Below are 19314 nucleotides of genomic sequence, written 5' to 3'. Positions count from 1 at the left end.
TTCCCCGGGTGCCGGTTTTATTTTGGATCCGTCCCGGCGGGGCCGCCACCTGGATTGGGCCTGTTTTTTAGCCCTGGGCCAGGCAGGCGTTTATTTTGCGGTCCACCCGCCGTCTACGGTAAGCATGGACCCCACCATATAGGTGGCCGCGTCGCTGGCCAAAAACAGGGCCGCGCCCTGGATTTCCTTCAGCTCCCCCCAGCGGCCGAGGGCCGTGGCCCCGACGATAAATTTTTTCGCCTCCTCGGTTTCGGCGATCGGGATGTTCATCTCGGTGAGGAAGGGTCCCGGGCAGATGGCGTTCACATTGATGTTGAACGGGGCGAGCTCCAGCCCGAGGGCGCGCGTCATCTGCACCACTGCCCCCTTGCTGGTGGCATAGGGCGTCCGGTTGGCCAGGCCTACCAGGCCCAGCGTACTGGCCATGTTGATGATTTTCCCGCTTCCCTGCTTTTTCATTTGCGCGGTGACGGCCCGGGAGGCGTTCCAGGTACCGTCCACATTCACGCGCATCACCTTACTGAATTCCTCCGGGCTCAGTTCGTCGATGGCGCCCCGGATATTGATCCCGGCGCTGTTGACCAGCACATCCAGGCGGCCGTGTGTTTTGACAATATCTGCCACCACTTTTTCCAGGGCCGGCAGATCTGTGACGTCTGCCGAATAGGCCGTGGCGGTTACCCCGTAGGTTTCAGAAAGCTCCCTGGCGGATTCCCGCCCGTCTTCCAGGTTCCGGTTGACGAGCATCACATGGGCGCCTGCCGAAGCAAAGCCGGCACCCATCGCATACCCCAGGCCTTTGGAACCTCCGGTGATCAGTGCGACCTTGCCGTGCATTTCGAATAATTTAATTCCGGGTAGGGATGTTTCTGCCATTGGTGTTGTTGAATTTAATTGGGTTGATAAATGTGTATTTCGTATTTCAGCTAAAGCCGTAAAGTTCCCGGGCCTTCACCAGGGATTCCCGGTTGTTGGCCACTTCCAGGGCCAGTTGGACGTCGTCCGAAAAGCCGGAAACCCGCGGGAGCGGTTGGCCCGTGTCGTGCTCGCGGATATGGTGCAGGAATTCTGCCAGTTCCGCCGGGCCGATCTGGTTAAAAGTGGCCCAGTATCCCGGGGTCAGGCAGGGGACTTCCAGCGGGTCGCGCGTTATCATTTCAAGGTTGAAGCGGACGGAGGGGTTTTCCTTCCGGATCCGGTTGATCATCCCCTGGAGATCCAGGTACCCTTCCCCGAGGGGGACTTCGGACAGCAGGAAGCCATCCGGGTATTCCTCCACCCCCATATCCTTTAAATGGACGGAGAAAGTATACGGGGCCAGGGCATCGACCACTTCCATCGGCCGTTCCAACAGGGCGATGTTGTTGCCCGTATCCAGGGTTACCCCAATCCATTCGCTGTCGAATTCCGACAGCAGGTTCAGCATTTCCCCGGCGCGCCAGTCCTTGTGGTTCTCCACCGCCAGTTTCACCCGGTGCTTCGCCGCAATGGGCTCCGCCCTCCGGATAGCTTCCCGGGATTCCCTGCGAAACTTTTCAAAGCTCTCCAGGTCGCTGAAGTTTTCGTATCGCCGCCCCGAGAGGCAAACCGTGCGAAAAATTCGCACCCCGGCGTCCTTGCCGGCCCTGATTTCTTTTTCAAACCGATCCGCATCTGCATCGTCCCGGGGCAGGCGGATCTGTCCTTCCACAAACATCCCCAGGGACTCCTGCCGGTTTCGGACCTCGCGGACCATCTCCCGGTCCCAGCCCCGGACGTTTACCTGTACGCCCCCAAAACCCAGGGCATGGCAGTGGTCCATCATTTCCAGGGCGGATTCAAATGGCGGGAAGGCCGTGCTCGGCAGGTCCCGGTACCAGCGCATATAGTAGCCCGCCTCGGCCACCCCAAACCGGTTGTCGGACCCCGCCGTCAGAAACGACGGGAAAACGGGCATCGAAAGGGCGATCCCGGTAGTGGCTGTACGTTTTAAAAATGTCCTGCGTTCCATAGTTTGTTTAATTAATTGCCCGGCGCGTTAGGTTTTGGCCGCGGTTAATACAACGCCCGGCCCCCGCTGAGGTCAAAGGTAAACCCGGTACTGAAACTGTTTTGGTCCGAGATGATATAGCAGGCGGCTTCCACAAATTCCTCCAGGGTACCGCAGCGCTTCATCGGGATTTTATCCGTCATGTACCGAATCTGCTCCTCGGGTTGCCTCTCCAATATGGGCGTCCGGATTACGGCCGGGGCAATGCCGTTGATCAGGATTCCCGATTCCGCATACTCTTTCCCCTGTACCTTGATCATCCCGATGACGGCCGCCTTCGCAGCCGAATAGGCAAGCATGCCTGCATTCCCGTCCTTGCCAGCAATACTGGCCACGTGCAGCACCCGGCCCGCACCCTGTTTCAACATCCAGGGGGCAACTGCCTTAAAGGTATTGAAGGACCCCAGGACATTGACTCCCAGGACGCGGTTAAAATCCCCGAAGTCCACCTCGTGGCTTTTTATCCCGGTCCTTCCCGTAATCCCGGCGCAATTCACCAGGATGTCAATCCCACCGGCCTGCCCGGCAAAATCCTCCACGGCCTTTTGAACCTCCCCGGGCTCAGTAACATCCAGGGCATACGTTTTGAAACGCCCGGCAGTCTCCCGGTATTCCGCGGTGAGCCCTTCCGGGTTATGGTCTATCAAACCCAGGTGTGTCCCCTCGTTCAGGAGGCGTCTGGCGAGTGCGAGCCCGAGGCCGCTGGCGGCCCCCGTAATCAGGGCCCGCTTGGTCTCCCATTTTGTTTCCATGTTCAGCAATTGTGCGATTCCGAATATACAAAAAGAAAATCCCCATTGTGGAATCCGCAGTTTTAAGTGTGTTGATAACAAATATCGTTGAGAATTTTGATGGATTTTAAAAAGATGATACTTTAACTGTTTAAAATTTACGAAAAAACAAATCGGACATGGCGTCCGGACCAATTCCAATTACGAGCAAATGGCAAAAGATTCCGACGAGAAAAAAAACGCCTCCGGCAAGCCCCTGAGGAGCGAAGACTGGTTTACCCCCGAAGATGAAATCCAGGGGTTCATCCACCGATCCTGGCTGCGCAACAAGGGCTACCCGGACGATTATTTCCGCAAGCGGCCCGTTATCGGGATCTGCAATACCTGGTCGGAACTGACCCCCTGCAACGGCCACCTGCGGGAATTTGCGGAGTATGTGAAGCGGGGCATCCTGGAGGCCGGGGGCGTACCCTTTGAGTTTCCCGTAACCAGTATGGGAGAGACGCTCATGCGGCCCACCGCCATGTTGTTCCGCAACCTGGCGAGTATGGATACCGAGGAGACCATCCGGGCCAACCCGCTGGACGGGGTGGTGCTGCTCACCGGCTGCGACAAGACCACCCCCTCCACCGTAATGGGGGCCTGCAGCGTGGACCTTCCCACAATAGTGGTCCCGGGCGGCCCGATGCTCAACGGGAAATACAAGGGGGAGCGGATCGGATCCGGCACCTTTTTGTGGTCGTTAAAAGACCGGTTTAAAAACCAGGGATTTACCGAGGAAGACCAGATAGAGGCAGAGATTTGCTCGGCCCGCTCCGCCGGGCACTGCATGACCATGGGGACGGCCTCGACCATGGCGTGTATGGTGGAGTCCCTGGGGCTCACCCTGCCGGGGGCCGCTGCAATCCCCGCTGTGGATGCCCGGAAACGCACCCTTGCCCAACTGTCCGGCCGACGCATTGTCGGGATGGTTCGGGAAGACCTCCGGCTGTCAAAAATCCTGACCCGGGAAGCCTTTGAAAACGCCATCAAACTAAACGCCGCCATCGGCGGTTCCACCAATTTCATCATCCACCTCACGGCCATCGCCAACCGGATCGGGGTAAAACTCGAACTCAAGGATTTCGATACCCTGGGCCGCAATATCCCCCTGCTGGTGAATTTGATGCCCTCGGGCAAATTCCTGATGGAGGACTTCTTCGATGCCGGCGGGCTGCCGGTGGTCATCAACCAGCTGCGGGACCAGTTGCACGCGGATGCACTGACGGTAAACGGGAACCCCCTAGGGGAGAACAACCAGCACGCCGAGTGCTACAATCGGGAGGTCATCGCCCCCCTGGAGGAACCCTTCCTGGAGAACGCGGGTATTGCCGTGTTGTACGGGAACCTCTGCAAAGACGGCGCCGTGATTAAGCCTTCCGCAGCCACACCCAAACTGATGACCCACAAAGGCCGGGCCGTGGTATTTGAGACTATTGAAGAGTATCACGCCCGGGTAGACGACCCGGATCTGGAGATAGACGAAAACAGCATCATGGTCCTCAAGGGCGTCGGCCCGGTGGGCTACCCCGGGATGGCCGAGGTGGGCAATATGGACCTGCCCGTCAAACTCCTCAAGAAAGGCGTCACCGACATGGTGCGCATTTCCGACGGCCGCATGAGCGGCACGGCCTACGGGACGGTGGTCCTCCACGTATCGCCCGAATCCTCCATTGGCGGCGTGCTGGGCCTGGTGGAAACCGGGGATACGATTGTGCTGGACGTGCCCAACCGGACGCTCCACCTGGAGGTGGACGACGCGGAACTGGAGAAACGCCGGCAGGCCTGGAAGCCCCCGAAACCCCATACGGACCGGGGTTACGTCAAATTGTATACCTCCACCGTGCAACAGGCCCACCTGGGTGCCGACCTGGATTTCCTCGTCGGGAAATCCGGGGACAAGGTCAACCGGGAATCCCATTAAACCAATAGATAACAAACGATACCAAACCACATGATAGCCATCCTCCTGTTGCTGCTCAGCGTCGTGCTGATCATCCTGATGACCGCCAAGTTCAATGTCCACCCCTTCCTGGCCCTGCTGGGGGCGGCCCTGTTTTTCGGCCTGTTCTCGGACATGTCCCTGCAAATGGTCATCCAGTCCATCAATGACGGGTTCGGGGGCACCCTGGGGAAAATCGGGATCGTCATCGTGCTGGGGGTGATCATCGGTGCCTTTTTGGAACACTCCGGGGGCGCCTTTAAACTCGCTGAGATCATCCTGAAGATCATCGGCCGCAAGCGGGTACATGCTGCCATGGGGATCGTCGGGTTCATCGTCTCCATCCCCGTATTTGCGGACAGCGGCTTTATCATCCTGAACCCGCTGAACAAGAGCCTGACCAAGCGGGCTAAACTCTCCATTGTCGGGACTGCCACCGCCCTGATCCTCGGGCTGATGATTTCGCACGTACTGGTGCCGCCCACCCCTGGCCCCATTGCAGCAGCCGGGATTATTGGGGCCGACGTGGGCCTGGTGATGCTCGTTGGCCTGATAATCGGCGCATTGGCCCTGGTACTGGCGGTTATCTTATGCAAAAAACTGGGCGAACGCTATTACATCGATCCAAATCCGGATATAGACGAGGCGGAAATCCAGGAGAAAATCAAGCAGGCGCCTTCTGCCCTGAAATCCTTCCTGCCGATACTGGTCCCGATTGTGCTCATCGTGGGCAAGTCCCTGCTCGAGTTCAACCTGCCGGAAGGCCAGGAGGGAGCCGCCTGGGTACGCCTGATGCTCTTTATCGGGGAACCCGTGGTGGCCTTGTTAATCGGGATGCTCATCTCCTTCCTGTTGCCCAAAAAATTCGACCGCAAGCTACTCTCCACCTCCGGGTGGGTCGGCAAGGCCATGGGGGACGCGTCAAATATTATCCTCATTACGGGCGCCGGCGGGATCTTCGGCACCATCCTGCAAAACAGCGGGATAGCCGGTACGCTGGCGGATTCGCTCTCCACCGCCAACCTGGGGATCTGGCTGCCCTTCCTGCTCTGCGCCGCCATTAAGACGGCCCAGGGCTCCTCCACGGTGGCCCTGATTACCACAGCCTCCATCATCGCGCCCATGCTCGGGTCCCTGGGCTTCGAGACAGCCATCGACAAGGCGCTTGTGGTCTCCGCCATCGGGGCGGGTGCCATGGTGGTGTCCCATGCCAACGACAGCGGGTTCTGGATCCTCACCCAGTTCTCCGGCATTGACGTAAAGACCGGTTACCGGGTGTACACATTCGGAACCCTGGTGGTAGGGACTTTTGCGGCCCTGCTCGTATTTGCAGCTTCTTTTATTTTATAACCCGATGGATGATGCCTTGTAACCCGCCCGGAAGCCGACTCGTAAAATTCCCGCCCACCTCCCGGGGCCGGGCAACCGGGTGGGTTTTGGCGGGCGCCTGCATTTTCCTGGCAATGACATCCTGCGCTTCGGATCCGGAGGGGGTGGAACCATCGCCCCCGCTCAGCCCCGAAGAGGCCATGGAAAGCTTTGAGCTCGCAGACCCGGGGCTCCGCGTGGAGCTGGTGGCCTCGGAGCCCCTGGTGCAGGATCCGGTAGCCATCACCTTCGACGCCGGGGGCCGCCTCTGGGTGGTGGAAATGCTGGGTTTTATGCAGGATATTGAAGGAACGGGGGAGCAGGACCCGGTGGGACGCGTATCCGTGCTATTCGATGACGACAGGGACGGGCAGATGGACCGGCGGACGATATTCCTGGACAGCCTGGTACTGCCCCGGGCGGTGGGCCTGGTAGACGGTGGCGTACTGGTTGCCGAAAGCATCCCCCTGTGGTTTGCAGAGGATTTGGATGGGGATTTTGTGGCCGACCGGAAAACCCTGGTGGATTCCGCCTATGGGGGGAGCGGCATGCCCGAACACTCCGCCAACGGGTTGTGGCGCGGTATGGATAACTGGATCTACAACGCAAAATCCCAGTACCGCTACCGCCGCGAAGGCGGGGAGTGGATCAAGGACGAAACGGAATTCCGCGGGCAATGGGGCATTGCCCACGACAATGCGGGCCGCCTGGTATATAATTACAACTGGTCGCAACTGCACGCAGACCTGGTACCGCCCAACAGCCTGGACGACAACCCGAACCACATACCGGGCAGCGGCATCGACCACGGCCTGACCCTGGACCGGACCATTTTCCCGATCCGGAGCAATACGGCGGTAAACAGGGGCTATGTGCCCGGGACGCTGGACGCGGAAGGCAGGCTGCTGGAATTTGCCTCGGCCTGCGGCCCGCTGATCTACCGGGGGGATGCACTCCCGGAATCCTACCGGGGGGATGCCTTTGTTTGCGAACCCACGGCCAACCTGATCAAACAAAATGATATCGTCCAAAACGGCTTTATGCTGGAGGCGCAGCCCACCTATCCGGACCGGGAATTCCTGGCCTCCACGGACGAGCGGTTCCGGCCCATTTCCCTGGCCCCGGGCCCGGACGGTGCCCTGTACGTCGTGGATATGTACAAGGGGATTATCCAGCACGGGCCCTATATGACGGAGTACCTGCGGGAAGTCACCCTGGATCGGAAACTGGACCAACCCATCCACATGGGCAGGATCTGGCGGATAACCCGCGAAAATTCCGGGGGTGGCAGCGAATGGGAAAGTGCCGCGGGAATCAATCGGGCGAAAGTTCCGCTGGATCAACTGGATCCCGTTGCCCTGGTGGGCATGCTGGACAGCCCGGACGGCTGGACCCGCGATACGGCCCAGCGGCTGCTGGTGGCCTGGGGTCATTCTCCCGGGGGCGGGGATGGAGCCAATCAGGCCCGTGGCGGGAATAAGAAATTATCTGAAGGCGCAACCCCGGTTGCAACGGCTCTCAGGGAGATGGCCAATCAGGGGTCATCCCTGGGGCAACTGCACGCCCTCTGGACGCTGGAAGGGATGGGCTGGCGCGATCCGGAGGTGTACCTGGAGGCGCTTAATTCGAACCACCCGGTGGTGGTACAGGCTGCCCTGCGAATCCTGGAACCGATTTGCCGGGAAGACCGCACCGTCCGGGAGGCGGTCGGGCGATTTGTCCAATCCGAATTCGCCGGGGCTTCGCCCCTCGTTCAAATGCAGATGGTCCTGGCAGGCGATGCGCTTGCCGCGGATGTGGCGCTGCCGGCCACCCGCCATTTCCTGGAGGACTACGGGGAGCTGCCGGTGGCCCGGGATGTCGCCATGAGCAGCCTGGAAGGAAGGGAAATGGAATTGTACGAACAACTGCTCGCCAACCAGGGCGATTCCCCGGGGGTCCAGCACGAGGAGATATTTGCCGAAATGCTGGTCACCGCAATCGTCAATTCCCGAAAAACCCGGGATATCCGACATTTGCTGGCCGTTGCCCGCGATGCCCCCGGAGACTGGCTCCGCAGCACCGTGGTCCAGGGGATGCTCAATGCCCGGGAGCACGATTCCCTGCCGGCCATCGCCCTGCCAGAAAAACCGACCCTGTTTGAAGCCGCGGATACCGACCCACTGGTGGCCGCCTTACAGCATCGGTTTACCTGGCCCGGGAAACCGGATATTGAACCCGAACCCTCCGGCGCTTCCTTTGAAATCGACCCGGAGCAAATGGCCCTGGGCCGGCAACAATACCTGAACCTGTGCGCCAATTGCCACGGGACCAAAGGGGAGGGGATGCGCCGGTTTGCGCCGCCCCTGAAGGATTCCGAATGGGTCAACGGGGAGGATTATAAATTGGCCATGATCCTGTTGCACGGGATGGAGGGGCCCGTTGAGGTAGGCGGCAAACGATATGACATCCCGGACATCCTCCCGAGTATGCCTTCTTTTTCCACCCTTCAGGACCGGGATATCGCGGCAATCGCCACCTATATCCGCAATGCCTGGGGACACAGTAACCAACCTGTCAGCCGGGGGAGGGTCACCGGGATCCGCTTCCGGACCCAGGGGAAGATCCGGCCCTGGACGGCCGGGGAACTGGACACCTTGCAATTTTCCCTTTCCGATTGAAGCGGGCCGCATGTGGCGCGCATATTTTTACCCCGGATTACGCCGGGGAAATCTTAAGATTATTTTATATTTGCAAGCCGAAAGAAATCCCAGGCTGGTTTTCTTTCGTTTTTTACCAACGAGGTCTGAGTTTTTGAGAAGCCAAAGGCCGCGCGCCGGCTGGCTCCTCGCGGAAAATGTCCACTGGACTTTTTCTTTTCGCTCGGCCCCGGTCCGGGATGTAGTTCAGCCTGGTAGAATACACGCATGGGGTTCATATTCACCCACCTCCAAAGAACTTTCCAATTTTACCTTACAATACCGGCCCTCCGGGGGATTGCAGCGAATTACCAGGCCTTAAACTTGTTTTGCGAATAGGTTTATTTGGCTATATTTAGACCCATTTAGGGCTAAATTTTCGCAAAATTGGTGCAAGGAAAAATACTACTCGACACTCGCAGTAAGGGTAAAAAGGGTCATCCTATAAAGATATACATCTCGGGGAATGGAAGTAAAAAATATATTTCCACCGGGTATTTTTCTATGCAGGAGCATTGGAGGGATGGTGTTACTAGAAAGCATCCTAACTATAGCCACCTGAGCACGTGGATTAAAAGGCGTGAATTTGAATTACAGCAACAGCTCAATTATTGCAATGAGCACGGATACACCCTGAGGGAAGCGGTCCAATACATCAAAGGGAAGTCCAGTCCCCAGGACGAAATCGAAATGTTGGAAAAACGACTGCGGGAGCTTCGGGGACAACCCACGGTAAGTCTATTTGATTTTTGGCAGCAAATCACACATGAGCGTAAGCTCGCCTCCAAATCTACCCGAGCATTTGATCAAACCCTCTCCCAAATACGCAAATTCACCGATGACATTCCGATATCCGATATCACTCCCGGGTGGATAGAGGGGTTCAAAGCCTTCAAATATTCGGAAGGTTGCGGGGATCCAGGGGTACACTTTTACCTGGTGACCATCCGAACGGTTTATTATGCTGCGGCCCGGCGCAAACTCATTGAAGATCAAAAGCCATTCAATGGACTTATCCCTCAGTCGGTAAGCCGGAAGAAAAAAGTGCGTTTGTCAAAATCTGACTTGCTGCGAATTGCCAATTATTCGCCCAGCAAATATGCGGGGGCGGCTCGCGGAAAAGCCATCGAGCAAAGGATCGCAATTTTCTTGTTTCAGATTTACATTGGAGGGCATGACCTGGTAGATGTCGCCGGACTTACCTGGGATGATGTGTCTGGCGGCCGGGTTTCATTTATGCGGAAGAAAATAAAGCGCGGGGTTCCGGTTCAGGTTGACAACATTCTATTGCCCCAGGCTCAGGATATCATAAATAGGCACGGAACGCCAAAGGCAAAGAGGGTGTTTTCCTTCATTCCGCCACATGGAACCGAGCAGTATGAATACTACCGCCGGTATTACTGGAAGGCTTTAAAGCAGATGTCTGAAAAGCTGGAAATTACCCCGCCACTTAAAACCAAAAGTCCAAGGTATATTTTCAGGACGTGGGCGGGAGATTCAGGGGCCAATATCATCCATACAATGCAGATTCAAGGCCATAAACCAAAGGAAGAAACTTTTAAGTACCAGGGGCGCGTGCCCAATAGAATCGTCGATCAGGTTCTGCAACAGGTGCTCCAGGAGGACGTTTAACAATACTTCCAGCACCACAGGGAGCATCAAAAAGTGGTGTTAAATCAGCATGAGCACTAGGAATAGCACTAGGAAATACAATATATTTGCTTTATATTGAGTTAACGGTAAAGAGAAAGGGCCGGCTTTCGCCGACCCAGTCTCAGAGGCCATGTCGGGAATCGAACCCGAAAATCATCCCTTGCCAAGGAAGAGTATTTACCATTCTACCACATGGCCACCGTAAGTTTAAAAGCCCTCCCTACCCGGAGGGCTTTAGTATTATACAAACCTTCCATGTTGTTCTAATTGTCTGATTAACATGGTTTCCAGCATATTGCTGAACGATCGATTGTCTTTTTCTGCCAGTTCGTCAATCGATTTTGCGACTTTGGGGTTTAGCCGAATAGTTCTCCTTTCACTCAGATTTTTGGATTTAGCGTTCATAACATCGTGTTTTTAGTTTGTGGGGTGTTCCCTACCGATAAAAGTACAAAATATGGGTGGGCGATGGTAGGCGGGCCGCCCGTATTTATCAACCAGTTATCAACCGACAACCCGCCGTATTCCCTCGATGAACTACCTTGCGGGGAACAGGAGTTATTTCTTACATTGGGGAAAATTCAAATTATGAGGACGTTACTGGTTTTTTTGATGTGCTGCGGGGTGGCCTGGGGGCAAGTGGAATTCGATGGAAAAGGTAATTTTTCATTAAGCCAGGTCCATGAAGTCAATGGATCCAGAAGTGATCTACAGAAGTGGGCGACCGAATGGGCGGCGAAAACATATAATAACTCGAATTACGTTACCCGCATTAATGACGACGACCAAATATTAACCAAAGGGTCTTTTGAGGTTCCAGCTATTCAAACTATTAATGGTAAAGAATTCACGCAAGGTCGTCGAATAAATTACACGCTCAATGTTCAATTTAAAGAAGGTAGATACAAAATTGATATAACAGACGTTGCTCTGGAACAGCATCCATCGTACCCGGATAGGCTCCAAGATTATTTTTTAGGTAAGGAGGAATACCGAAATCACTTGCGGAGACATTATGGTCCAGAAAGTGGGGCGGAATTGAAGTCTATGACAAGGCTAATCGAAAATGACCGCAAGTATGATGAACTGTACACTAACATTCAGAAGTACGGCAGGTCGATGGTTATTCCAATTACAGTGCAAATTGAAAAGATAAACCAATCACTTTTAGCCTACATGAAGCAAGACCATTCAGATGATGATTGGTGATTTTAACAATATTTCCCATAGAAATAATACGGGTTATATGCAATTTGAATCCAAAGTAAAATTCGTATATTGCCAGTCCTGGGTCGTTAAAAAGTATTGAATAATTCTTCCCCCGATTTCCTAGATTCCAGGTCATTGCGGATTAATTTAAGGCTGTAACCTTAAAATTATTTCACAATGAAAAAAGTTTTATTTGCTTTGATGATTATCGTGGGTTTAAGTTCTTTCTACTCCTGCGATCCTGAGACAACAGTAGGAAATGATGATCTTCATATCCAGAGTCCTGACAAAGATAAAATCGACCCGCCCGGGGATAACGGCGGCAACGGTTAGTGGTGCGGCTGCTATAGCTATAATTGCCAGGGTTGGCTACATTTTATACAACGGGGATAGGGACATCGAGGGCGACTTCATGGGCTTTAGGTGGCTATCCTCGTTTTTGTATTCTTTCGGGATTGAAATAGCCTTTATAACTGTGGGAATGGTCATCAATTACTCAACAAATTTTATGACTAAAGATGCGGTTAATCCGTTTCGATTTTTCGGATGGGCAATCCAAGGAGTAGGTTTCTTTTTTATGTTCTGGATCTTCATTGATGCTTCAATCTTCGGAGACAACGTGGAAATAGCATTCTCTATTTGCTTTGCTATAGTAGCAGTTTTCGTACAAACTAAACTTAGGAAATTCTTTACAAATCATATAAGTTCGCTAAAAAGAATCATACGTCGACTCAACAATACTATTATACTTGAGACGCCGAATCACGTTAAGGATGTCGAGGTGTATTATGACGAAGTTATGTGGCCTGTCCTAAATGAAGTTGCGGATGAACTCTGATAGAAAGAAAGAAATATTGGACAAACTGAAGGGGCGGGATCTGGTAAGCTCCCCGGCCAATGATAAGTTGTATAAAGAGTTATTTGAAAAAGAGGAGGCTGAAACCAATAGCTTCATCGAGAAAATAAACGATCTGCGTAAAAAGTCAGGAAAACCTTTGCTTTCATTGCTTATCTGACTTATCGATTTCCCACATCCGTTTATATGTCAGCTTTTCCACGAACTGATTAAATAGCGGGTCTTCTAAAAATATCTTTTGATTTCCCACCACGTACTCTGCCAGTTCTTGCACCGAGGCATTAGACAGGGTGTGCCCTTTAATTGTGGTGTATTTCTCCCCTTTGCCGGTTAAAAGCCAATGCGAATTGATCTTCGGATATTTACCAACCAAGGCACTAAGCAAATCAAACTTAGGATTTGACTTCCCTTTTATAATATTTCTCACAGCAACATCTGAAACGCCCAAAACTTCCGCAAAAGTCCTGTAATTCAGGCTATTGTCGTTCATTATCTCCTCAAATCGTTGGCCGATTTTATTCATATAGCAAAGAAAACTTCGTAAATTTAACACATTTGCTTTGGATAATACAAACTAAACTTCGATATTTGTCTTGTACAAAACAATCAAGCGATGAACAAGGTAGCAAATTTACAGGAATCACCAACCCTCCCGGCGAGCCAATTCTGCGAGGCGGTTTTAAAACTACGCCGGACCACTGCGCTGGACCTGGATATTGGATTGGACTACATAAGCAGGAACCTGGAAATGGGCCTGCGTCTTACCGAAGACGGGGAGTACATATTTGACATATCGGCACGAGTTCGGGGCAAGTGGTTTGAACCCACCCTTACCGATGCCCAAAAGCAAATCCTGCGGGAGAAGCTCAACCGAGAGGCCGAGCTTGTAGAAGCCCTGCTGAAAGCCGAGGAACTGGAAGAATGGGAGGAGCCTTACCACCCTTATACTAACGCACCTAATTATATACCATGAAACTAATAGCCAACAACTTCCGTGGCCAGACTGACTGGCGCATCCGTACTGAGGAAAAAGACAAGTTCATCTACGCATACTTCGAGGTGTGCCTCCCTTCCGGGGAGTGGATAAAAGCGGACTTCACGGTCGCGGTTATCTGGGAAGATGAAGGGGTCTGCGAGGCCATGAAAAGACTGATAGCAGATGCCGAGGCCCGTTGGGGTGTACTTCTTACAAAGTCCCCCGGAAAACTCCTGGCGATATGAAAGATCAACACCAAACACTAGCAGAGCTGTTTGCGAACATAGGATATGCCTTTGCTGAAATATGCGACGATTTCGCAGACGCAACCGGGAAACCAACAAAAACGATTGACGAATTTCTTAACGACAAGACATGAAACAGCCCATTTATACCCGCGAAGAATATATCGCCGACGAAAAGAAATGCATTGAAGCCGAGCGGTACGATCGAGCATACAAGAGGATGCTTGAAAAAATGGACGAAGAATATCCCAGGATATGAACCCGGTTTGGCTATTAGGATGCTTTCTACTGGGCTGCGCTATTGGCCTTGTAATGATCTACCACAGCCCCTTTAGGGGATACCTGGAACTCTTTTTAGAGTGGATAAGAAACCAAATAAAACTGTTATGAACTCAGAATACCAAAACCCAAAATGGAACCTAAGAGCGGCCCTGTTCTTCTTTGTGCTGACCCTGGCCATGCTCATAGCGGCCTCCTGCGAGAAGCCCACAATGGACGAATACCTCTATGGCGCCAATAACAAAATCCAACGCAAAACAGAAAACTGCTACATCGATTTAAACACCGATTGCAGCAAACTGGAAACACCGTGTAAGGAAGTGTGTGAACTACTAAAAGGAGAGTGATGACTGCCGAGGAAATGCAATGGGAATTTGAGTGCGCCCAACGTCTGGCAGGCAGCCCTTCAAAAAGAGCCGGGACTTTGGTTACTACCAAGAGCGGATTGATTGGGCGCACCTACTCCCATGAGAAGCCAATAAAAGGAAAAATTCGGGTGTACACCGACAAAGGAAATTTGCTTTGCAGTCCGGGAACATTAACAGTTAACGGATTTATTGATTAAAAGGAGAGTAATGAAAGGAATGAGACACTTAGCTATGATGGCTGCAGCAATGATGGGTGAGGTGGGCAACTCTGGAGAGCATTCGGATGTGACAATGAAATTAGAAAACCCAATACGGAAATACAGATACCCCGGAATGGGAAGCCCGATGTATTTCCCCACTCGATCACAAAAAGCAAAACGCAAGCGTAGGCTTGCTCACCAAAAAAGGATGAAGTAATGGAAACAATGGAATTTATCCGAACGATGTGGGACGAGATGACCTCCAAGACGCGAAAGCAAGTCGTCGAGGCTTCGGCCACAGCCTGTGGGGTTGACCAAAAGACATTCAAAAACGTCTACCTCTGGGGGGAGAGAATGCCCGAGGAAAAACAGCCGATAGTGGTTGAGATATTTGACGATGCCCTGGCCGAGCAGGAGAAGTCCAGCCGCCGGGCGAGAAAAGCCGTCCAGATATGAGCCACACAATCACGGTAGGGGCCCTTGAAATGCTACTCAGCAGCCACCATTCTCGAAAAGGAATCTGCACCCGCTCAGAAGCTCTGGAGTTTTTGGAGATCAGCGAATCCTATTTCAAAGAGCTGCTGCGTCACCCCGAATCGCGCATACGCCCCTCAAAGGTGCACGGCAAGTACATCCTTTCATCCCTTAGGGAAGAATACAAACGGATACACGGAGTATCCAAAGAAGAAGCAACCGGATCCCCCAGGCGGTAGTGGGGTGCTGCCTGGGCCGGTTAGAAAACGGGGAAGTCCAACCCCTGACTCAGTTGGACAAAAAAGTGAAACACAAATAAATAGTTATGTCGAATGTAAATGATTTTGGTGGTAAGCGCGAGCGCGTGGGCCACTACTTTAACGTGACCATGGGAAAAGTGGTCAAATCCCTGGGCAAGGAAGAGCCCGCCGAAATGGAAGGGGTCACTACCCGCATCAACAAAAACGGGGACCGGGTCTACGAGCTGCAGCTGGATTACCTCCGGGGCTTCATCAAAGGAGCCGACTTGAAGTTGCCGCCGGATGAGCACCCCGAGTACGGCAAGACCATGGAGTTCCGTATCGAGGCGGAAAATGGTGCACAGTGCGTTTTGCAGGTGCCTTTCGATTCTGCATACGGCCGGGGTTTCCTGTACGCCGCTCCTGGCATCGAGCTTGACAGCCCGGTGGAATTTGAGCCGTATCAGTATTTCTCCAAGAAGAAGGGCCGGGATGCCACTGGGCTTTCCATCATCCAGCACGGGGAGCAATTGCCTTGGGCTTACGGAACCAAGAAGAACCCGGGCGGGGTCCCTCCGCTGGAGAAGGTGACATTTAAGGGAAAAGAGACCTGGGACAACACCAAGCAGCTTGCTTTCCTGGAAAAGAAGTTCCTGGAGTTTTGCTCTTTGTTTTCGGATGGCGACCAGGAGCAGCCCGATCCCCAACCCCAGGCAGCGCCTGAACCCGCCCCCGCAACTGCCGGGCCGCAGGATGACTTTTAGGCCCCGAAACTTAGTCCAATCAAAACACCCCCGGCTTCGGTTGGGGGTTTAAAACCACCAATAACATGAAAATATTTGCACACGAGAATTTGAACCGGATCGACGTGCTCGATGAAAGATTCTACCAGGTGGGGGATGAATACTACCCTTCAGTGACCACCGTACTCTCCGCATATCCAAAGGGGTATGGCTTCCAGGAATGGCTCAAAAATGTCGGAGGCGAAGCCGAGCGTATCCTCCGGGAGGCCGCCGACCGAGGAAGCAACGTTCACAATGCCATTGAGCAGATCCTGCTCGGCCGTGAATTGCAATGGATCACAGAAGGAAAGCAGCATTACTCCCTGGATGAATGGCAAATGATTTGCCGGTTCATGGAATTTTATCAGGACTACATCCAGTCCGGAGAGCAAGTGGCTACAGAAACCCAATTATTCAGTAAGAAAATGAAACTCGGGGGGACTTGCGATATGGTTGCTAAGATCAACGGGGAGACCTGGATGATCGATTTCAAGACCTCTAATGGGCTGTATAAGACGCATGAGATTCAGCTGGCCGCATACAAAGAAATGTGGGATGAACATAATTCACCGAAGATTGATCGGTATGGCATCCTTTGGCTCAATTCAAATCATCGGACCAAGCGACAGTTTCAAGGCGTAGACTGGCAACTCAAGGAGTTCACCGATAGCCATGAGTACAACCTGCAGCTCTATTACCATACCCGGGCGCTATGGGATTGTGAAAACCCCAATTATGCACCGAAGAACCTGAGTTATCCGAACACAATTAGCATCCAGCCGCAAGAGCAGCTAGCCGAAGTTTAAACGCCCCTAAAAAGCAGCATGACCAAAATTTCTTATTTCAATTCCGGAGAGTTCAGCAAAGTAGGTGGAGATGTTGAACTGGATGATTACCTCGAATACGTCCGTGACGGCCGCTGGCAAGACAAGGTTTTGGCGGTTCGCAACGGGAAGTCGGATAAAACCGGCGTCCCTTCTGTTACTGTCTCAGGGCGCTTTGAGGATCGCCGCAGGCGGGACAACCTGGCTGAACACTCCGGAATAATAGGGATCGACTTGGATGCAGAGGATAACGCGGATCTGCTAGCAAACAGGGCCCGCCTGGAGCAAGACCCGCATTGCTATGCCTGCCACACATCCATCAGGGGGTTTGGCCTGGTGTGGTACGTAAAAGTTTCGCCAGAGAAGCACCTGGAGGCTTTTCAGGCTATCGAACGATATTTGGCAAACCAGTACGGTGTTGTGGTAGATCCTTCCGGGAAAGATGTATCCCGGCTACGGTTTATCTCGTACGACCCGCATCTTTACCTGAATCGAGGCAGTAAGAAGTGGTCCAAGTACCTCAATAAAAAGCAGCGAGAGTTTCGGGAGGCTCCGGCCAGGGCTATTGCTTATCATGACGAAGACATCAGGCATATCCTGGAGCAGATCCAGAATCGGGGGGTGAACATCGCGGAGGACTATCACTCCTGGCTTCATACCAGTTTTGCCTTAGCATCCGAATTTGGAGAAGGGGGTCGGGATTATTTCCATATCGTTTCCGCTCAGTCCAGCAAATACGAACGGGGAAAATGCGATAAACAATACGACATAGCCCTACGCCGGGATCACACCGGGGGCGTCGGGATAGGCACATTTTTTTACTACTGCCAGCAAGCGGGAATTGAGACCCGCACACCCGCCACTATCGAGGCTGAAATTTACTACGCTCAGCGCCTAAAGTCTGAACCCGGGATAGATCGCAAAGAAGCTATTCGTAGCACCGAAGAATATTTGCAGATGCGCGGTGTAGAGCCAGAGCGAACCCGGGAAGCTTTGGAGAAAATAAAGGACATCCCCGTTCACCAGTTTCAAACGGTCCAGGTCAATGATAAGGTTTTGGAGCTGGAGACTTTCATTAAGTCCTTGGGCTTGCGGTTCAATGAAATAACGCGGTACTACGAGAGTGGGGAAGGGGAACAGCTGGAGGACCGAGATTACAATAGCCTGTACCGAAAAGCAATGCACGCAGTTGGCTTCAATGTCTCCCAATCCAAGCTGTTCGCGCTTATGGACTCTGACCTGATTACTTCATACAACCCGTTCACGAGTTTCTTCCGAGACAATAAGCACCTGAAACCAACGGGATGCCTGGAGGAATTGCTGGCTTGTTTCGACTACGAGAAGCCGGACCTGGATGGGGTGGCCCTTACTGAGGACGAGGAGGCGGCCGATTATCTGGAGGTATTCCTCACCCGTTGGCTGCTCGGTATCATCTCTGCAATGAATGGCACTTTTTCCCTACTAGTCCTTGTACTTACCGGAGAACAAGGGACCGGTAAAACAAAGTTTTTTAGAAACCTTCTGCCTGAGTCACTGTCCTCTTATCAAACGGAAAACAAGCTTAACAAGGAAAATGATATAGCCCCGCTGATGACCAAGAAGTTGATTATTTGCGACGATGAGTTTTCAGGGAAAAATAAGAGGCAGGCCGACGAATTTAAAGAACTGGTATCGAAGGAGAAGTTTTCAGTAAGAAAGCCTTACGGTAAAGTTTGGGAAGACCTCACCCGATATGCTGTCCTCTGCGGAACGTCAAACGACGACCGAGTGCTGTACGACATGACCGGGAACCGCAGGATAATTCCCGTTAAGATCCGCAGTATTGATCACGACCGCATGGCAGAGATTGATAAAACGGAGCTGTTCATGGAACTCTACTGGATGTGGCGCGACCTGGGTGACAAGTGGATGCTTGGTAAAAAAGAACGCATCTACCTCAATAAATGCACTGGGATTCATGAGTCGGAAAACTTTGAGATGGACATGGTTCAAAAATATTTCGAGCCAACAGACTCCCTTGGCGGCAATTGCATCCCCAGAACCACCACCGAAATCAAAATTTACTTAGATGAGAAAACAAAAGAGAGGTTAATTATCCACAAACTGGGCGCTGCCCTTAAAGCCCTTGGATTTGAAAAACGATCTGTTCGAGATGGAGGCACGACTAGCAAAAAGTGGCTGGTAATTGAAAAATATACTTCTGCGCCTAATGTGGTCGATGAGAGTCCGACCACAAATTTAGATTCGCAAACACTTGATTTTTAGGATGTTTAAGCATAAAAATAGGTTAACAAAAAGTGTGGTCACTTGGGTGTCCTCAAACTTTGTATCTCTTTTACAGGCCACAGGTCTCCCTGGTGGGCGGCGTCAGGTGCCTCCCTTTCTATATATAAATAATACTTATAAAAGAAATAAGTGACCA

At 52.7% G+C, this 19314-nt stretch carries 22 protein-coding genes and 1 tRNA gene; 17 read left to right on the top strand and 6 right to left on the bottom strand.

Annotated elements, in window-relative coordinates; translation table 11 throughout:
* Window positions 1-90 precede the first annotated feature (90 nt).
* Genes RB2501_RS13940 through RB2501_RS13930 form a run of 3 tightly spaced genes read right to left on the bottom strand, consistent with a single transcriptional unit; the run spans window position 91 to window position 2781 of the window.
* Window positions 91-876, bottom strand: a complete 786-nt coding sequence (locus RB2501_RS13940; RefSeq protein WP_015755501.1) for an SDR family NAD(P)-dependent oxidoreductase — start codon at window positions 874-876, stop codon at window positions 91-93.
* 46 nt (window positions 877-922) lie between these two features.
* On the bottom strand, window positions 923-1990 hold the full coding sequence (locus RB2501_RS13935) for a sugar phosphate isomerase/epimerase family protein (RefSeq protein WP_041327294.1): 1068 nt from the start codon (window positions 1988-1990) through the stop codon (window positions 923-925).
* Window positions 1991-2034: 44 nt separating this feature from the next.
* Entirely contained in the window at window positions 2035-2781 is a 747-nt protein-coding gene (locus RB2501_RS13930) for an SDR family NAD(P)-dependent oxidoreductase (protein WP_041327293.1), read from the bottom strand.
* Window positions 2782-2971: 190 nt separating this feature from the next.
* Here RB2501_RS13930 and RB2501_RS13925 point away from each other — a divergent pair, with 190 nt between their 5' ends.
* The 4 genes from RB2501_RS13925 to RB2501_RS13910 all read left to right on the top strand — a co-directional run bounded on the left by RB2501_RS13925 (window position 2972) and on the right by RB2501_RS13910 (window position 10419).
* Window positions 2972-4723, top strand: a complete 1752-nt coding sequence (locus RB2501_RS13925) for an IlvD/Edd family dehydratase (RefSeq protein ID WP_015755498.1) — start codon at window positions 2972-2974, stop codon at window positions 4721-4723.
* A 30-nt stretch (window positions 4724-4753) separates the two neighbouring features.
* Window positions 4754-6091 carry a GntP family permease gene (locus tag RB2501_RS13920; RefSeq protein WP_015755497.1) on the top strand — a complete coding sequence of 446 codons (1338 nt, stop codon included), beginning with the start codon at window positions 4754-4756 and terminating at the stop codon, window positions 6089-6091.
* An 8-nt stretch (window positions 6092-6099) separates the two neighbouring features.
* Window positions 6100-8769 carry a DUF7133 domain-containing protein gene (locus RB2501_RS13915; RefSeq protein ID WP_015755495.1) on the top strand — a complete coding sequence of 890 codons (2670 nt, stop codon included), beginning with the start codon at window positions 6100-6102 and terminating at the stop codon, window positions 8767-8769.
* A 408-nt stretch (window positions 8770-9177) separates the two neighbouring features.
* Window positions 9178-10419 carry a site-specific integrase gene (locus RB2501_RS13910; RefSeq protein WP_238528122.1) on the top strand — a complete coding sequence of 414 codons (1242 nt, stop codon included), beginning with the start codon at window positions 9178-9180 and terminating at the stop codon, window positions 10417-10419.
* Window positions 10420-10565: 146 nt separating this feature from the next.
* On the opposite strand, the gene RB2501_RS13905 is transcribed toward RB2501_RS13910, so the two are convergent.
* Window positions 10566-10638: transfer RNA gene (locus RB2501_RS13905), tRNA-Ala, on the bottom strand.
* A 42-nt stretch (window positions 10639-10680) separates the two neighbouring features.
* Window positions 10681-10845, bottom strand: coding sequence for a ribbon-helix-helix protein, CopG family (locus RB2501_RS16520; protein ID WP_083760734.1), 165 nt, complete (start codon window positions 10843-10845; stop codon window positions 10681-10683).
* Between the two features lie 183 nt (window positions 10846-11028).
* Here RB2501_RS16520 and RB2501_RS13900 point away from each other — a divergent pair, with 183 nt between their 5' ends.
* The 3 genes from RB2501_RS13900 to RB2501_RS13890 all read left to right on the top strand — a co-directional run bounded on the left by RB2501_RS13900 (window position 11029) and on the right by RB2501_RS13890 (window position 12665).
* Window positions 11029-11649 (top strand): hypothetical protein, encoded by a 621-nt coding sequence (locus RB2501_RS13900; protein WP_148214392.1) that lies wholly within the window; start codon window positions 11029-11031, stop codon window positions 11647-11649.
* 259 nt (window positions 11650-11908) lie between these two features.
* On the top strand, window positions 11909-12487 hold the full coding sequence (locus RB2501_RS13895) for a hypothetical protein (protein ID WP_015755492.1): 579 nt from the start codon (window positions 11909-11911) through the stop codon (window positions 12485-12487).
* Entirely contained in the window at window positions 12477-12665 is a 189-nt protein-coding gene (locus tag RB2501_RS13890; protein ID WP_015755491.1) for a hypothetical protein, read from the top strand. Before RB2501_RS13895 ends, RB2501_RS13890 begins: the two co-directional genes overlap by 11 nt.
* Here the strand turns inward: RB2501_RS13890 and RB2501_RS13885 are convergent.
* A complete protein-coding gene (locus tag RB2501_RS13885; protein WP_015755490.1) occupies window positions 12651-13028 on the bottom strand; it encodes a helix-turn-helix domain-containing protein in 378 nt (125 codons plus the stop codon). The two genes, RB2501_RS13890 and RB2501_RS13885, sit on opposite strands and share 15 nt — an antisense overlap.
* 90 nt (window positions 13029-13118) lie before the next feature.
* Here RB2501_RS13885 and RB2501_RS13880 point away from each other — a divergent pair, with 90 nt between their 5' ends.
* The 10 genes from RB2501_RS13880 to RB2501_RS13845 all read left to right on the top strand — a co-directional run bounded on the left by RB2501_RS13880 (window position 13119) and on the right by RB2501_RS13845 (window position 19157).
* Window positions 13119-13478 (top strand): hypothetical protein, encoded by a 360-nt coding sequence (locus RB2501_RS13880; RefSeq protein WP_015755489.1) that lies wholly within the window; start codon window positions 13119-13121, stop codon window positions 13476-13478.
* Complete coding sequence (locus RB2501_RS13875; RefSeq protein ID WP_015755488.1) at window positions 13475-13726, top strand: hypothetical protein; 252 nt, start codon at window positions 13475-13477, stop codon at window positions 13724-13726. The genes RB2501_RS13880 and RB2501_RS13875 overlap by 4 nt, the downstream gene beginning before the upstream one ends.
* Complete coding sequence (locus RB2501_RS16315; protein WP_015755487.1) at window positions 13723-13860, top strand: hypothetical protein; 138 nt, start codon at window positions 13723-13725, stop codon at window positions 13858-13860. The genes RB2501_RS13875 and RB2501_RS16315 overlap by 4 nt, the downstream gene beginning before the upstream one ends.
* A 252-nt stretch (window positions 13861-14112) precedes the next feature.
* Window positions 14113-14352 carry a hypothetical protein gene (locus tag RB2501_RS13870; RefSeq protein WP_015755485.1) on the top strand — a complete coding sequence of 80 codons (240 nt, stop codon included), beginning with the start codon at window positions 14113-14115 and terminating at the stop codon, window positions 14350-14352.
* Window positions 14352-14570 carry a hypothetical protein gene (locus RB2501_RS16155; protein ID WP_148214391.1) on the top strand — a complete coding sequence of 73 codons (219 nt, stop codon included), beginning with the start codon at window positions 14352-14354 and terminating at the stop codon, window positions 14568-14570. The genes RB2501_RS13870 and RB2501_RS16155 overlap by 1 nt, the downstream gene beginning before the upstream one ends.
* Before the next feature lie 219 nt (window positions 14571-14789).
* Window positions 14790-15029 (top strand): hypothetical protein, encoded by a 240-nt coding sequence (locus tag RB2501_RS13860; RefSeq protein WP_148214390.1) that lies wholly within the window; start codon window positions 14790-14792, stop codon window positions 15027-15029.
* Window positions 15026-15286: a hypothetical protein gene (locus RB2501_RS16150; RefSeq protein ID WP_148214389.1), complete on the top strand. Its 261-nt coding sequence runs from the start codon at window positions 15026-15028 to the stop codon at window positions 15284-15286. The genes RB2501_RS13860 and RB2501_RS16150 overlap by 4 nt, the downstream gene beginning before the upstream one ends.
* Window positions 15287-15372: 86 nt before the next feature.
* Entirely contained in the window at window positions 15373-16050 is a 678-nt protein-coding gene (locus RB2501_RS13855; protein ID WP_148214388.1) for a hypothetical protein, read from the top strand.
* 65 nt (window positions 16051-16115) lie between these two features.
* A complete protein-coding gene (locus RB2501_RS13850; protein ID WP_083760733.1) occupies window positions 16116-16874 on the top strand; it encodes a PD-(D/E)XK nuclease family protein in 759 nt (252 codons plus the stop codon).
* 18 nt (window positions 16875-16892) lie between these two features.
* Complete coding sequence (locus RB2501_RS13845) at window positions 16893-19157, top strand: VapE domain-containing protein (RefSeq protein ID WP_015755481.1); 2265 nt, start codon at window positions 16893-16895, stop codon at window positions 19155-19157.
* Window positions 19158-19314: the final 157 nt, after the last annotated feature.

It is taken from the genome of Robiginitalea biformata HTCC2501, from assembly GCF_000024125.1.
Taxonomy (GTDB): Bacteria; Bacteroidota; Bacteroidia; order Flavobacteriales; family Flavobacteriaceae; genus Robiginitalea; species Robiginitalea biformata.
The sequence above is the reverse complement of the archived record's forward strand: the minus strand, read 5'-3'. Positions and strand labels throughout refer to the sequence as shown.

What these genes read in the sequence shown, in the direction of transcription:
- RB2501_RS13890 (WP_015755491.1), top strand. Translation starts at nt 12,477, where the DNA reads ATGAACTCTGATAGAAAGAAAGAAATATTGGACAAACTGAAGGGGCGG.
- RB2501_RS16315 (WP_015755487.1), top strand. Translation starts at nt 13,723, where the DNA reads ATGAAAGATCAACACCAAACACTAGCAGAGCTGTTTGCGAACATAGGA.
- RB2501_RS13875 (WP_015755488.1), top strand. Translation starts at nt 13,475, where the DNA reads ATGAAACTAATAGCCAACAACTTCCGTGGCCAGACTGACTGGCGCATC.
- RB2501_RS16520 (WP_083760734.1), bottom strand. Translation starts at nt 10,845, where the DNA reads ATGAACGCTAAATCCAAAAATCTGAGTGAAAGGAGAACTATTCGGCTA.
- RB2501_RS13855 (WP_148214388.1), top strand. Translation starts at nt 15,373, where the DNA reads ATGTCGAATGTAAATGATTTTGGTGGTAAGCGCGAGCGCGTGGGCCAC.
- RB2501_RS13940 (WP_015755501.1), bottom strand. Translation starts at nt 876, where the DNA reads ATGGCAGAAACATCCCTACCCGGAATTAAATTATTCGAAATGCACGGC.
- RB2501_RS13935 (WP_041327294.1), bottom strand. Translation starts at nt 1,990, where the DNA reads ATGGAACGCAGGACATTTTTAAAACGTACAGCCACTACCGGGATCGCC.
- RB2501_RS13870 (WP_015755485.1), top strand. Translation starts at nt 14,113, where the DNA reads ATGAACTCAGAATACCAAAACCCAAAATGGAACCTAAGAGCGGCCCTG.
- RB2501_RS13895 (WP_015755492.1), top strand. Translation starts at nt 11,909, where the DNA reads ATGATGATCTTCATATCCAGAGTCCTGACAAAGATAAAATCGACCCGC.
- RB2501_RS13850 (WP_083760733.1), top strand. Translation starts at nt 16,116, where the DNA reads ATGAAAATATTTGCACACGAGAATTTGAACCGGATCGACGTGCTCGAT.
- RB2501_RS13930 (WP_041327293.1), bottom strand. Translation starts at nt 2,781, where the DNA reads ATGGAAACAAAATGGGAGACCAAGCGGGCCCTGATTACGGGGGCCGCC.
- RB2501_RS13845 (WP_015755481.1), top strand. Translation starts at nt 16,893, where the DNA reads ATGACCAAAATTTCTTATTTCAATTCCGGAGAGTTCAGCAAAGTAGGT.
- RB2501_RS16150 (WP_148214389.1), top strand. Translation starts at nt 15,026, where the DNA reads ATGAGCCACACAATCACGGTAGGGGCCCTTGAAATGCTACTCAGCAGC.
- RB2501_RS13925 (WP_015755498.1), top strand. Translation starts at nt 2,972, where the DNA reads ATGGCAAAAGATTCCGACGAGAAAAAAAACGCCTCCGGCAAGCCCCTG.
- RB2501_RS13915 (WP_015755495.1), top strand. Translation starts at nt 6,100, where the DNA reads ATGATGCCTTGTAACCCGCCCGGAAGCCGACTCGTAAAATTCCCGCCC.
- RB2501_RS13860 (WP_148214390.1), top strand. Translation starts at nt 14,790, where the DNA reads ATGGAAACAATGGAATTTATCCGAACGATGTGGGACGAGATGACCTCC.
- RB2501_RS13920 (WP_015755497.1), top strand. Translation starts at nt 4,754, where the DNA reads ATGATAGCCATCCTCCTGTTGCTGCTCAGCGTCGTGCTGATCATCCTG.
- RB2501_RS13880 (WP_015755489.1), top strand. Translation starts at nt 13,119, where the DNA reads ATGAACAAGGTAGCAAATTTACAGGAATCACCAACCCTCCCGGCGAGC.
- RB2501_RS16155 (WP_148214391.1), top strand. Translation starts at nt 14,352, where the DNA reads ATGACTGCCGAGGAAATGCAATGGGAATTTGAGTGCGCCCAACGTCTG.
- RB2501_RS13885 (WP_015755490.1), bottom strand. Translation starts at nt 13,028, where the DNA reads ATGAATAAAATCGGCCAACGATTTGAGGAGATAATGAACGACAATAGC.
- RB2501_RS13900 (WP_148214392.1), top strand. Translation starts at nt 11,029, where the DNA reads ATGAGGACGTTACTGGTTTTTTTGATGTGCTGCGGGGTGGCCTGGGGG.